We start from the raw sequence: 12,790 nt of genomic DNA on the forward strand, positions 1-12,790 counted from the left end.
TCACCAAAAGTTGTGGATGACATTTGTTAAAATGTATACTTTATATAAGTTGATTGGAGTGGAGACTGGGCGACTCCTTGGGGATCAGCGATTAGAGGAACGAAGGCTAAAACCATCACGTCCTGTGATAACGCCTTCGTGACCAACATCGTGTTGGCACGAGACCCTGCAGCGCAGCGGATGTTTTCTGTGCGAAAGTGAAGCGTCAGCAACGAAGCGGCTCATCGGATGCCCCCAGGAAAGCGACCAGTCGGAACGGAAATCAACCACACGTTATGGTGATGAGCCAAATATTATAGTAAAGTATGATGAATTGTCATACCCATTTGGTGGAGAATAGAGGCATTTTATATATGTCTCTTTCTGCCCATAGGTAGGGTATGAACAATTCGTCGAGCAGAATTTGATTTACAGTAAAGGAGTATAAAAATAATGAAGTCATTTCGACTCATTCCAGCAATTGTCGCTGCTGCAATGCTAGTCGGCTGTGTGCCTTCTAATAAGAAGGAAACAGAGCTTACACAGGAGACGCAACAGGAAAAAGCGGAAACAACGATTATTCCAAGCATACAGATTGATGAATCATATTATAGAACGCTAACGCCTTATAAACAAAGTGCTAGCAGAGGATTAGTAGTTTCAAATATCTTTACGAAATATGATATGAAGGAAGTAGAAACAGGTTTAATGCGCCTTTCTCAAAATGAGTTTGACACAGAAAACTACTTCTTCCAAGAGGGGCAATATTTAGCGGAAAGTACAGTGACAGATTGGCTTGCACGTAGTTCACAAACGAAGGAGGGGTTAAATCCTCCAACGACGGACTCAATGCCGGCAGAAGAACGTGCAACTAAAGCCCCAATCTATTTATCGCATATTGTTGAGCAAAATTATTTAACAAAAACTAGTGATAATAAAGTAAAATTAGGCGGTATTTCGATAGGACTCTCCTTAAACTCTATTTATTACTATCAAAAAGAAAAATATGGAGAGTACTATGAGGAACCAATTCCGGAGGCAAAACTCGTTGAGCAAGGAAAGAAAATGGCCGCTGAAATTGTGTCCCGCCTAAGAACTCGTGATGAATTGAAAGATATACCGATTGTAGTAGGCTTGTTTAAACAAAAAGCTCGCAATGACATTATTCCAGGAACGTATTTTAGCTATGGCGTAGCAAAAGCAGGACAAAACGACGTAGCTGATTGGAAAAATCTTGACGAAGAATATGTACTATTCCCAACGAGTGAATCACAGGATGTATACAGAGATGTTAGCAATAACTTTAAGAATTTTAAACAAGATGTAGATAAATACTTTTCTAATTATACTAGTGTAATAGGAACAGGCTTCTATCAAGATAAAAAAATTCAAAAGCTAACGATTGAAGTGCCAATCCAATTCTACGGCAAGTCTGAAATCATAGGCTTTACTCAATATTTAACAGGTGTTCTGATCAATCAATTTGATAACATCAATGTTGAAGTGAATATTACCTCAATAAACGGTCCAGAGGCATTGATCGTAAAGAATGCCAGCGAAAAGGAACCATACGTCCATATCTATTAATTTATAGTCAGCCTCGTGCTGACTATATTTTTTTGGTGGAAGAATTAATCAAAATGATGGATAGACTCTTTAGAGTGCCGGATAGAAAAGCAAAAGCGACGAAAAGATTCCCCGGAACGACGGATAAAATCTTCGAAGCGACGGAAAGAAGAAAGGCGACGGAAAGCCCCGCCAAAGTGACGGATAGAAAAGCAAAAGCGACGGAAAGATTCCTTGGAACGACGGATAAAGTCTTCGAAGCGACGGAAAGAAAAAAGAGCGACGGAAAGCCTCGCCAAAGTGACGGAAAGAAAAGCAAAAGCGACGGAAAGGTTCTCCGGAACGACGGATAAAGTCTTCGAAGCGACGGAAAGAAAAAAGAGCGACGGAAAGCCCTGCCGAAGTGACGGATAGAAAAGCAAAAGCGACGGAAAGATTCCCCGGAACGACGGATAAAGTCTTCGAAGCGACGGATAGCCGCCCTGACTCGAGAGCACAAGTACACAATCCGTGCCCTACTTCCGAAAAGAGAAGTCTATATGAAGGACTCAAAGGCAGTCCCTAAAGACAACACTTCGTCATAGTAGTGAAAGTTTCTTTATTTTTGGTGAAAGTTGTGATTTTTAATATGAAAAATGTTATGATTACTTGCATGGTTAACTTTATTCAACCCTATTGTTATCGACAAAAACAATGAATTGAGAGAGTATTCGGAGGTGTGAAAAATGGCAAAATTAACAAAAGAAGAAGTTAAACACGTTGCAAATTTAGCACGTCTTGCAATTACTGAAGAGGAAGCAGAGAAATTTGCTGAACAGCTTGGTAAAATTACAGACTTCGCAGAGCAACTAAACGAGTTAGATACAACGAATGTTGAACCAACAACTCATGTTTTACCATTAGTAAACGTAATGCGTGAAGACGTGGCAACAAAAGGCTTAGACCGTGAAGTAATGATGTTAAACGTAAAAGAACAAGAAGATGGTCAAGTAAAAGTACCAGCTATCATGTAATACTAAAACATAGGAGGATTCCTCATGACGTTATTTGAACGTTCAGCAAAGGAGCTACAAGCTGACATTAAAGCGGGTAACCTAACAATCGCTGATTTAACAAAAGAAGCATACGAACGTGTGGCAAAGCTTGACGGCGATGTACAAGCTTTCCTTGCTTCAAACGAAGAAAAAGCAACTGCACAAGCAGCTGAAATGGACAAAGTGCCATTTGAAGAGCGTGGACCACTTTTCGGTCTTCCTATCGGTGTTAAAGACAACATCGTGACAGAAGGTTTAGAAACAACATGTGCTTCTAAAATTCTAGAAGGCTTTATGCCAATTTACGATGCAACAGTAGTTAAAAAGCTACGTGAAGCTGGTATGGTCACTATCGGTAAATTAAACATGGACGAGTTTGCAATGGGTTCTTCAAATGAAAACTCATACTATAAAACAACAAAAAATCCATGGAACTTAAACCACGTACCAGGTGGATCTTCAGGTGCATCTGCAGCAGCAGTAGCAGCAGGTGAAGTACCATTCTCACTTGGTTCTGATACAGGTGGTTCAATCCGTCAACCAGCAGCATATTGCGGTGTTGTAGGGATGAAACCTACATATGGTCGTGTATCTCGCTTTGGTTTAGTTGCATTTGCATCTTCTTTAGATCAAATCGGGCCAATTACTCGTAATGTTGAAGACAACGCTCTTTTACTTGAAGCAATTGCAGGACTAGATCCAAACGATTCAACTTCTGCAAACGTAGAAGTTCCAAACTATGCAGCAGCACTTACAGGTGACGTAAAAGGCTTACGTATCGCTGTGCCAAAAGAATTCCTTGGTGAAGGTGTTGGCGAAGCAGCACGTCAATCAGTGCTTGAAGCATTAGAAGTATTAAAAGGCTTAGGTGCTACAGTAGAAGAAGTATCCCTTCCTCATTCGAAATACGCACTTGCAGCATACTATATTCTTTCTTCTTCTGAAGCGTCTTCTAACCTTTCTCGTTTTGACGGTATCCGTTATGGTTTCCGTGCAGAAAATGTTAATAATTTGATGGACCTTTATAAAGAAACACGTGCACAAGGCTTTGGCGATGAAGTAAAACGTCGTATCATGCTTGGTACTTACTCACTAAGCGCAGGTACGTATGATGCTTACTATAAAAAAGCTCAACAAGCACGTACACTTATCAAAGCAGACTATGACAAAGTATTTGAAGACTTTGACGTAATCATTGGACCAACTTCTCCAACACCAGCATTTAAAATTGGTGAAAACGTTAATGATCCAATGACGATGTATGCAAATGATATTTTAACGATTCCTATGAACTTAGCTGGTGTGCCAGCCATTTCAATTCCATGTGGCTTTGAAAATGAACTGCCATTAGGCTTACAAATTATCGGTAAATACTTCGATGAAGCAACAATTTACCGTGTAGCTCATGCTTTTGAACAAGCAACGGAGTTCCATAAACAAGTTCCTCAAATTTGGGAGGGAAAATAACATGAACTTTGAAACAGTCATTGGTTTAGAAGTACACGTTGAGTTAAAAACGAACTCAAAAATCTTCTCACCAGCACCAGCTCATTTCGGTGCTGAACCAAATACAAATACTACAGTAATCGATTTAGGTTATCCTGGTGTTCTACCAGTACTAAATAAAAATGTTGTTGATTTCGCAATGCGTGCAGCACTTGCACTTAACATGGAAATCGAACAAGAAACAAAATTTGACCGTAAAAACTACTTCTATCCAGATAATCCGAAAGCTTATCAAATTTCTCAATTCGATAAGCCAATCGGTAAAAACGGCTGGATTGATATCGAGGTTGACGGCTATACAAAACGTATCGGTATTACGCGTCTTCATATGGAAGAAGATGCAGGGAAGCTTTCTCACTCTGGTGACCACTCTTTAGTTGACTTTAACCGCCAAGGTACACCACTTGTAGAAATCGTTTCTGAGCCAGATATTCGTACAGCAAACGAAGCGTATGCTTACCTAGAAAAATTAAAATCAATTATCCAATATACAGATGTATCTGACTGTAAAATGGAAGAAGGTTCACTACGTTGCGACGCCAACATTTCAATTCGTCCATATGGTCAAGAAGAATTTGGTACAAAGACAGAGCTTAAAAACCTTAACTCTTTCAACTATGTTCGCCGTGGTATTGAGCACGAGGAATTACGCCAAGCAGATGTCCTTCTTTCAGGTGGGGTAATTGACCAAGAAACTCGTCGTTTCGATGAAAAAACAGGTAAAACAATTCTTATGCGTGTGAAAGAAGGAACAGACGATTACCGTTACTTCCCAGAGCCAGACTTAGTTCGTCTATCGATCTCTGATGAATGGTTAGAGCGAGTAAAATCAGAAATTCCTGAGCTTCCAGATGCTCGTAAAAAACGCTATGCTGATGAATTAGGCTTAACACCATATGATGCAGGAGTTCTTGTTATTTCAAAAGAAATCTCGGACTTCTTCGAGGCTATGGTAGTTAAAGGTGCAGATGCAAAGCTTTCAGCAAACTGGCTTATGGGTGATGTTTCTGCATACTTAAATGCAGAACAAAAAGACCTTAAAGATACTGCATTAACGCCAGAAAACCTTGCGGAAATGGTGAAATTAATCACTGATGGTACAATTTCTTCTAAAATCGGTAAAAAAGTATTTGCTGAATTAGTAGAAAATGGCGGTTCCGCAGCAGAAATCGTTAAAGCCAAAGGTTTAGTTCAAATTTCTGATGAAGGTGCATTACTTGCTATCGTAACAGAAGTTCTAGACAACAATGCACAATCAATCGAAGACTTCAAAAACGGTAAGGATCGCGCTATCGGCTTCTTAGTTGGTCAAATTATGAAAGCTACTAAAGGTCAAGCGAACCCACCAATGGTCAATAAATTATTACAACAAGAAATTGCAAAACGTTAATTGCAATTACAATAGAAGGCCAAGAGAGCAAATTTGTTTTCTTGGCCTTTTAAATTTAAAAATTAATACATACTAAAGAATCCTTGGGGTATCTATAACAAGATAAAATGCCCCCATTACCATAAAGTATCAACAGGTAGTAGTTTAGAAAGGTTACATATTGACCTTTCTGAAGCGGAGTTATATTGAAAAACAGCTCATTGAACTTAATTTTATGGTTCATCAGCAAAAGTTGTGGATGACTTTTGTTAAAACTTCTACTATGTAAATAAGTTGATTGGAGTGGAGGCTGGGCGACTCCTTGGGGATTAGCGAATAGAGGAACGAAGGCTAAAACCATCACGTCCTGTGATAACGCCTTCGTGACCAACATCCTGTTGCCCCAAGCGGCTCATCGGACGCCCCCAGGAAGCTTTGCTCTGTGCGAAAGCGAAGCGACAGCAACAACAAAGTGCTCAGCTGGAACGGAAATCAACCACACGTTATGGTGAATTTTATCGTATTAAGACTAAAAAATGCCAAATTAACACTTAATAGTTGTCTTCAAAGAGTATTCATAGCAAAATATAGAATAGAACATATAACACTTTAGGAGGTCAATCAATGAAAAATGAACAACAATATTTCAATGATGCGATTTCGATTCAACAATATATGGATAATATGACGACATTAAAAGATGAAAGCTTCCGTATTTATGATGGTTTCGAAGTTCCACTAAACGATGGCTTTATCGAACTACTGAAGGACAAGCAACCAAAAATTTTAACGATTACTGAGGATTGGTGTGGAGACGCAATGTTAAACAATCCAGTTATTCGTCGAGTAACAGAGGCAGCAGGGTTAGAAATGCGCGCAGTACTACGTGATGCTGATACAGATTTAATTGATCGCTATTTAACAAACGGAGGCCGTGCAATTCCAGTTTATATTTTATTAGATGATGCCGGTCAGGTTGTTGGAAAATGGGGTCCACGTGCATCAGAATTACAGGAACTAGTAGTGAGTAAACGAGCTACATTACCTGATAAAGAAGATCCTACATTTGAAGATGCACAAAAAGCGCTATATGCTGAAATTCGTGAAGAGAATATTACGAATACATCATATTGGACATTTGTTTATGAGGATTTTAAAAAGCAAGTAACAGCTGCATTACAATAATCGTAAGGCTGCATGTCAGAGAATGAGGACATGCCTTGCTTTCGTTGACTATTGGAAGGTTAATGCAACATTTAAACGAATAATTCGTTGGAAGAATTAGAATCTTATGAAGCAGGAAGGTATGTTATGAAACGAGCAAGAATCATTTATAATCCTACATCTGGGCGTGAAGTGTTTAAAAAGCATCTACCAGAAGTATTGGCAAAATTAGAGGTAGCAGGCTATGAGACATCTTGTCACGCAACAACGTGTGAAGGCGATGCAACTATTGCAGCAAAAAATGCAGTTGAACGTGGCTTTGATATAATCATTGCAGTTGGTGGAGACGGCACATTAAATGAAGTTGTTTCAGGTGTGAGTTCATTTGAGAACCGCCCGAAAGTAGGTTTAATTCCGATGGGCACTACGAATGACTTTGCCCGTGCCGTGCATATTCCGCGAAATATTGAAGCTGCAGTTGACATCATTATTAAAGGCGAAACGTTGCCGGTTGATGTTGGTTTATTAAATGGGGAACGCTATTTCATCAATATTGCCGCTGGCGGACGTATTACAGAGTTAACTTATGAAGTGCCAAGTAAAATGAAAACAATGCTAGGACAGCTAGCTTATTACGTAAAAGCAGTTGAAATGATCCCATCAATCAAAGCTTCCCATATGCGTATCGAATATGATGGCGAAGTGTTTGATGGGGATGCCATGATGTTTTTATGCGGCTTAACAAATTCAGTGGGGGGCTTTGAAAAGCTTGCACCTGACGCAAGTATTAATGATGGCTACTTTACTTTATTAGTATTGAAAAAAGTAAGCCTGCCTGAATTTATTCAGCTTGCCGCTATGGCATTAAGAGGCGAGCATTTGAATGATGATCGTGTCATTTATAAAAAGGCCAGTGTCGTAAAAGTATCTACTGAAGATGAAATACATTTAAACTTAGATGGTGAGTATGGTGGGGATGCGCCTGCTACATTTGAAAACTTAAAGCGCCATATTGAAATTTTTGTTCCACTAGCAGATATTCGTGAGGATGACCGTATTTAATGAAACATTAGAACAGGGCGCTCTCCATTTAGGAGGGAGCCTTGTTTTATGGGTGGAATCGGTAAAAAAACTATATATAGGAATAATTTTCTCCTATAATTGGTATTGTGAATGAAATAAGAAAAATGTTTGGCAAATGTGCGTATATTACTTGAACAAAATTTGAAACCTTTATAATAGGCCGAAATTCCGGTCCATTATAAAGGTTTTTTTCGTTGCAATAGTGGAAAATGGGGTAGAGATAAGGGAAAGGAAGTGTTGCCTTTGTATAAGTCACAGGAAAGAAAGCTCATTTGGCTAAGCTTTGGTGTTGCAATTATTATGCTACTTTCCATACTTGGAAGAATATTTGGAGGTTAGGGGGGCAATGACATGGTGAATGAATCAGCAGTCTTTTGGAGTAGAGCATTAACGGAACTAACTTTATCGTTTCATATTATTTATGCAACGATTGGTGTTGGTGTCCCGTTAATGATTATGATCGCACAATGGACTGGATATAAAAAGAATGATGAGCACTATATTTTAATGGCAAGACGTTGGGCACGAGGTTTTGTTATTACGGTTGCAGTGGGAGTTGTCACAGGGACAGCAATTGGCTTACAGTTATCTTTACTATGGCCGAATTTTATGCAACTTGCCGGTCAGACAATAGCATTACCACTTTTCATGGAAACTTTTGCATTTTTCTTTGAAGCCATCTTTCTAGGCATCTACCTATATACTTGGGATCGCTTCGATAGTCAGAAGAAGCATATGCTACTGTTAATTCCGGTTGCTGTCGGTGCATCGATGTCAGCTGTGTTTATAACAATTGTCAACGCGTTTATGAATGCGCCACAAGGATTTGATATTGTGGACGGCCAGCTAGTGAATATTCAACCATTTCTAGCAATGTTTAATCCAGCAATGCCGACAAAGGTAGCGCATGTTCTCGTTACAGCCTATATGACATCCGCATTTGTGTTAGCAGCAATTGCAGGATACCGTCTGCTTAGAGGTTCTAAGCATATATATCATAAAAAATCTTTATACTTACTTATGAAGATTGGTCTGATTTTCTCCATTGCATCAGCGATTATTGGAGACTTTTCAGGAAAATATTTAGCAGAATATCAGCCAGAAAAACTTGCTGCAGCTGAGTGGCATTTTGAAACGGAAGATAAAGCTTCACTTATACTATTTGGTGTATTAGATGGGGAAGAAGTAAAATATGCTATTAAAGTACCTTATGCTTTGAGTGTTTTAGCACATAATAATCCAAATGCAGAGGTAATTGGCTTAGATCAATTTGCTGAAGAAGATCGACCACCTCTATATATTCATTACCTCTTTGATCTCATGGTGATGATTGGCATGTTCATGGCATTCGTTTCATTGGTTTATGTATGCGGGAAAGCACGTGATTGGCAGTTTATTCATTCACGTTGGTTTAGATGGATTGTTGTAGCAGGTGGACCACTTTCCATTATTGCGATTGAAGCAGGATGGTGGCTCGCTGAAGTTGGACGACAGCCTTGGATCTTGTATGGATTAATGCGCACACCAGAAGGGGCCACGACGAGTGACCATGTAGATTTAATGATGCTGTTGTTTACAGGTGTGTATGCCGTATTAGCAGTAGGTAGTATGGTGGTTTTAATTCGTATGTTCAAAAAGAATCCAATTGAGCGAGAAATAGAAGATCGCCATGCTGAAAAAGGCGGTGACATCTTATGACATTAGAGGTTTTAGGTATTTCAGTTTTATGGATTTTCCTATTCGGCTATGTCATTGTAGCTTCAATCGATTTTGGAGCAGGCTTTTTTAATGCCTATAGCCTGCTCATTGGGAAAAATCATATTTTAACGAATATTATTAAGCGTTATTTATCACCTGTTTGGGAAGTAACCAATGTCTTTTTAGTATTCTTCTTTGTTGGGATTGTTGGATTTTTCCCACAAACAGCTTTCTATTATGGAACGATATTACTTGTCCCTGTTAGTATTTCGCTAGTGCTTCTTGCAATACGAGGCTCCTACTATGCATTTGAATCATATGGTGCACGTGGGCATATCGGTTACACACTGACGTATGGGGTAGCAGGCTTGCTCATTCCAGCCTCACTCTCTGTTGTATTCGCGATTGCTGCTGGAGGCTATGTTGATATTGTTGACGGGCAACCAGTCTTGAATTACTGGACATTGTATACGAGCCCATTTGCTTGGAGTATTGTCGTGTTGAGCATTGCAGCTGTACTTTATATTTCAGCCGTGTTTTTAACTTGGTACGCTCACAAAGCAAAAGATAAAAATGCAACAAATTTAATGCGAAAATACGCACTTGCTTGGGCGGCGCCTTTAATGGTGAGTGCACTCGGCATTATGTACGAATTGAAATTCATCAACCCTGAAAGTTACAATAATATGGTTAATTTATGGTGGATGTTCGCCATTTCAGCCGTGTTATTTATTATTACTGTAGTGTTAATATGGATGCGAAAAAATTACGGACTTGCGGTTGGATTATTGATTGCCCAATTTGCAGTGGCGTTCTTCGCATATGGTATCGCACAATATCCATATTTACTGTATCCGTATTTAACAATTTACGATAGTTTTACAAGTACACAAATGGCGATTGCACTCGTCATTGCGTTTATTTTAGGACTGTGTCTGCTTATTCCATCACTGTTCTTGTTGTTGAAATTATTCCTCTTCAACAAAAATTATGTGACCGGAAAAGAAGACAATCACGTATAGGAGGGATAAAACTATGGCTAGTTTTTTAATTTTTTATGCGCCATTTATAGTTGTCATCCTCGGAGTAGTTGCTGCTTTTTGGTGGGCACCTAGAGATTATCACACAATGAAGAAAGAGGGAAAGAGTCGCGAATAGCGGCTCTTTTTTCTACTCGTGTAAAGAGTAGGATGTATTTGTTCGGGTACTCGGGTAGACAGAACAGATTACTTTTTGTTTACCTGAGCAGTTTGGAGTAAAGCCAATCACATTCTTGACCCTACCCAAGCAGTTCGAGCTCATACCCGATCACTTCCTCAACATACCCGAGCAGTTAATATTAAGCCTTGTTCTTTTTTCATCCGCCACAACATGCTACAATAAAGAGATTGAAATGGAGGATGTACGAATGTCAGCACCCGTGAAAAAGAATGACCGACTAACAGTTTATATAGAAGATTTAACACATGATGGCAATGGCGTCGCAAAGGTCGATGGCTATCCATTATTTATCCAAGGTGCACTTCCTAATGAAACGGCGGAAGTGCATGTTTTAAAAACGTTAAAAAATTACGGCTTTGCAAAGGTTGCAGAAATTCTCAAGCCATCGCCAGATCGTGTAGATGCGCCTTGTGAATATTTCAAGCAATGTGGCGGCTGCCAATTACAGCACCTGTCTTATGAAGGGCAGCTAAAATGGAAAGAAAACATGGTGCGTAATGTCATGCAGCGCATTGGTAAAATTGATGCGCCTGTTTTACCTGTGAAAGGCATGGAAGAGCCTTGGCATTATCGTAATAAAGCACAAATACCTTTCTCCTCAAATGAAGCAGGACAAGCTATTGCTGGCTTCTATAAAACGAAGTCTCATAGCATTGTGGATATGGAGCGTTGCTTAATTCAGACAGGGGAAGCGGACGCTATTCTTGCAGGTTTGAAAAAGGAATTAGCGGCAATTGGTATTCGACCATATAACGAGGAAACACATGAGGGAATGCTACGCCATGTAGTCATTCGTAAAGCACGAGCAACTGGTGAAGTTATGGTTGTTCTTGTAACTAAAAAGAAAAAATTCCCGCAAAAAGAAGCTGCTGTTGCGACAATCCAGAACCTTGTTCTGAACGTAACATCAATTATGCAAAACGTTAACAGCGACAAAACGAACGTTATTTTCGGTGATGAAACCGTAAACCTATGGGGTAAGGACGTTATTATTGATACAATTGGCGATGTTCGCTTTGAAATTTCAGCTCGTTCATTTTATCAAGTAAATCCTCAGCAAACGGAAGTTCTATACAAGCAAGCATTAGACTACGCTAACTTGCAGGGGGATGAACGAGTAATTGACGCTTACTGTGGTATAGGCACAATTTCATTATTCCTTGCACAAAAAGCAAAGGCTGTTATGGGGGTTGAAATTGTACCGCAAGCTATTGAAGATGCGAAGCGCAATGCAGAATTAAATGGTTTCACTAATACGTATTTTGAGGCAGGTCCAGCAGAGGAAGTAATTCCACGCTGGTATAAGGAAGGCAAAGAAGCGGATGTTTTAGTAGTAGACCCACCACGCAAAGGTTGCGATGAAGCGCTACTAAAGACAATTTTAGAGCAGCGTCCTAAGCGTGTTGTTTATGTGTCCTGTAATCCAGGCACACTAGCACGTGACCTTCGAATTTTGGAGGATGGTGGCTATCAAACGCAGGAAATTCAACCTGTAGATATGTTCCCGCATTCGACGCATGTGGAGGTTGTTACGGAACTAACTCTAAAGGAGCGATCATAATGGACGCAGCAAAAAAATGGCTCTCTATCCCGAAAGATATCAGAGAAATGCTCGTAAAAAACGTATTTTGTGGCAATTGTGGTGTAACGACAATTGTGAAGTACACGATACAAGAGGGAGAATATGCCCCTGTATTGAAGGGGAAATGCAAGACTTGTGGTAGGGATGTTGCTCGGGTGATTGATTAGTAAATGATAGAACTCTGAAAGGATGGAGTAAATATTCCATCCTTTTTGTGTAAGCATGGAAGGGTTTTTAGTTGAATCTTATGCTTGAATAGAAGAGGTTACTTTTGATATAAGTGATGAAAATTATACACCTCATAATTGGTATCAGAACATTATAATAGGCAGTTCAAGAACGTGGGGTTGATATCAAATGGTTTATAATTCGATTGCTTTATGATAAATTAACCGTTATCTTGAATTGCTTTTTTATGTTTTTGGAATAAAGTGTCCACTATTCGGGGTTCAGTTCAAAAATCTATGCCATCTGCTTCTTTTTGTTTATAAACATACCATTCAGGACCGATTTTCGTTAAAATAAACATTACCGATTTTCACAAATTATAAATGCCAAAATGTACTTGTATTTGATAATCAGTTATTT

At 39.4% G+C, this 12,790-nt stretch carries 13 protein-coding genes; 11 read left to right on the forward strand and 2 right to left on the reverse strand.

Annotated elements, in window-relative coordinates; genetic code table 11:
• Positions 1 to 84 precede the first annotated feature (84 nt).
• Positions 85 to 225, reverse strand: a complete 141-nt coding sequence (locus tag ACYQ73_RS22655) for a hypothetical protein (RefSeq protein ID WP_460014515.1) — start codon at positions 223 to 225, stop codon at positions 85 to 87.
• A gap of 207 nt (positions 226 to 432) precedes the next feature.
• Here ACYQ73_RS22655 and ACYQ73_RS22660 point away from each other — a divergent pair, with 207 nt between their 5' ends.
• Positions 433 to 1,566, forward strand: a complete 1,134-nt coding sequence (locus tag ACYQ73_RS22660) for a CamS family sex pheromone protein (RefSeq protein WP_460014516.1) — start codon at positions 433 to 435, stop codon at positions 1,564 to 1,566.
• Between the two features lie 44 nt (positions 1,567 to 1,610).
• Here ACYQ73_RS22660 and ACYQ73_RS22665 read toward each other — a convergent pair whose 3' ends face one another.
• Positions 1,611 to 2,042 carry a hypothetical protein gene (locus tag ACYQ73_RS22665; RefSeq protein ID WP_460014517.1) on the reverse strand — a complete coding sequence of 144 codons (432 nt, stop codon included), beginning with the start codon at positions 2,040 to 2,042 and terminating at the stop codon, positions 1,611 to 1,613.
• 228 nt (positions 2,043 to 2,270) lie between these two features.
• Here ACYQ73_RS22665 and gatC point away from each other — a divergent pair, with 228 nt between their 5' ends.
• The 10 genes from gatC to ACYQ73_RS22715 all read left to right on the forward strand — a co-directional run bounded on the left by gatC (position 2,271) and on the right by ACYQ73_RS22715 (position 12,369).
• Positions 2,271 to 2,558, forward strand: a complete 288-nt coding sequence (gatC, locus tag ACYQ73_RS22670) for an Asp-tRNA(Asn)/Glu-tRNA(Gln) amidotransferase subunit GatC (RefSeq protein ID WP_010857153.1) — start codon at positions 2,271 to 2,273, stop codon at positions 2,556 to 2,558.
• 24 nt (positions 2,559 to 2,582) lie between these two features.
• On the forward strand, positions 2,583 to 4,046 hold the full coding sequence (gene gatA / locus ACYQ73_RS22675) for an Asp-tRNA(Asn)/Glu-tRNA(Gln) amidotransferase subunit GatA (protein ID WP_460014518.1): 1,464 nt from the start codon (positions 2,583 to 2,585) through the stop codon (positions 4,044 to 4,046).
• 1 nt (position 4,047) lies between these two features.
• Entirely contained in the window at positions 4,048 to 5,475 is a 1,428-nt protein-coding gene (gene gatB, locus ACYQ73_RS22680; protein ID WP_427505498.1) for an Asp-tRNA(Asn)/Glu-tRNA(Gln) amidotransferase subunit GatB, read from the forward strand.
• Positions 5,476 to 6,078: 603 nt separating this feature from the next.
• Positions 6,079 to 6,639 (forward strand): thioredoxin family protein, encoded by a 561-nt coding sequence (locus tag ACYQ73_RS22685; RefSeq protein WP_460014519.1) that lies wholly within the window; start codon positions 6,079 to 6,081, stop codon positions 6,637 to 6,639.
• A gap of 126 nt (positions 6,640 to 6,765) precedes the next feature.
• On the forward strand, positions 6,766 to 7,680 hold the full coding sequence (locus ACYQ73_RS22690; protein WP_460014520.1) for a diacylglycerol kinase: 915 nt from the start codon (positions 6,766 to 6,768) through the stop codon (positions 7,678 to 7,680).
• 372 nt (positions 7,681 to 8,052) lie between these two features.
• Entirely contained in the window at positions 8,053 to 9,399 is a 1,347-nt protein-coding gene (locus ACYQ73_RS22695; protein WP_460014521.1) for a cytochrome ubiquinol oxidase subunit I, read from the forward strand.
• Positions 9,396 to 10,421, forward strand: a complete 1,026-nt coding sequence (locus tag ACYQ73_RS22700) for a cytochrome d ubiquinol oxidase subunit II (RefSeq protein ID WP_460014522.1) — start codon at positions 9,396 to 9,398, stop codon at positions 10,419 to 10,421. Before ACYQ73_RS22695 ends, ACYQ73_RS22700 begins: the two co-directional genes overlap by 4 nt.
• Before the next feature lie 13 nt (positions 10,422 to 10,434).
• A complete protein-coding gene (gene cydS, locus ACYQ73_RS22705) occupies positions 10,435 to 10,557 on the forward strand; it encodes a cytochrome bd oxidase small subunit CydS (RefSeq protein WP_460014523.1) in 123 nt (40 codons plus the stop codon).
• Between the two features lie 250 nt (positions 10,558 to 10,807).
• The gene (gene rlmD, locus ACYQ73_RS22710) at positions 10,808 to 12,181 is read left to right on the forward strand and encodes a 23S rRNA (uracil(1939)-C(5))-methyltransferase RlmD (protein ID WP_460014524.1); all 1,374 of its coding nucleotides are present in this window, start codon (positions 10,808 to 10,810) and stop codon (positions 12,179 to 12,181) included.
• A complete protein-coding gene (locus ACYQ73_RS22715) occupies positions 12,181 to 12,369 on the forward strand; it encodes a hypothetical protein (protein ID WP_132363450.1) in 189 nt (62 codons plus the stop codon). The genes rlmD and ACYQ73_RS22715 overlap by 1 nt, the downstream gene beginning before the upstream one ends.
• Positions 12,370 to 12,790: the final 421 nt, after the last annotated feature.

The sequence above is a fragment of the Lysinibacillus sp. CTST325 genome, assembly GCF_054665055.1.

What these genes read in the sequence shown, in the direction of transcription:
- ACYQ73_RS22700 (WP_460014522.1), top strand. Translation starts at nt 9,396, where the DNA reads ATGACATTAGAGGTTTTAGGTATTTCAGTTTTATGGATTTTCCTATTC.
- gatC (WP_010857153.1), top strand. Translation starts at nt 2,271, where the DNA reads ATGGCAAAATTAACAAAAGAAGAAGTTAAACACGTTGCAAATTTAGCA.
- rlmD (WP_460014524.1), top strand. Translation starts at nt 10,808, where the DNA reads ATGTCAGCACCCGTGAAAAAGAATGACCGACTAACAGTTTATATAGAA.
- gatB (WP_427505498.1), top strand. Translation starts at nt 4,048, where the DNA reads ATGAACTTTGAAACAGTCATTGGTTTAGAAGTACACGTTGAGTTAAAA.
- ACYQ73_RS22685 (WP_460014519.1), top strand. Translation starts at nt 6,079, where the DNA reads ATGAAAAATGAACAACAATATTTCAATGATGCGATTTCGATTCAACAA.
- ACYQ73_RS22655 (WP_460014515.1), bottom strand. Translation starts at nt 225, where the DNA reads ATGAGCCGCTTCGTTGCTGACGCTTCACTTTCGCACAGAAAACATCCG.
- cydS (WP_460014523.1), top strand. Translation starts at nt 10,435, where the DNA reads ATGGCTAGTTTTTTAATTTTTTATGCGCCATTTATAGTTGTCATCCTC.
- ACYQ73_RS22715 (WP_132363450.1), top strand. Translation starts at nt 12,181, where the DNA reads ATGGACGCAGCAAAAAAATGGCTCTCTATCCCGAAAGATATCAGAGAA.
- ACYQ73_RS22695 (WP_460014521.1), top strand. Translation starts at nt 8,053, where the DNA reads ATGGTGAATGAATCAGCAGTCTTTTGGAGTAGAGCATTAACGGAACTA.
- gatA (WP_460014518.1), top strand. Translation starts at nt 2,583, where the DNA reads ATGACGTTATTTGAACGTTCAGCAAAGGAGCTACAAGCTGACATTAAA.
- ACYQ73_RS22690 (WP_460014520.1), top strand. Translation starts at nt 6,766, where the DNA reads ATGAAACGAGCAAGAATCATTTATAATCCTACATCTGGGCGTGAAGTG.
- ACYQ73_RS22660 (WP_460014516.1), top strand. Translation starts at nt 433, where the DNA reads ATGAAGTCATTTCGACTCATTCCAGCAATTGTCGCTGCTGCAATGCTA.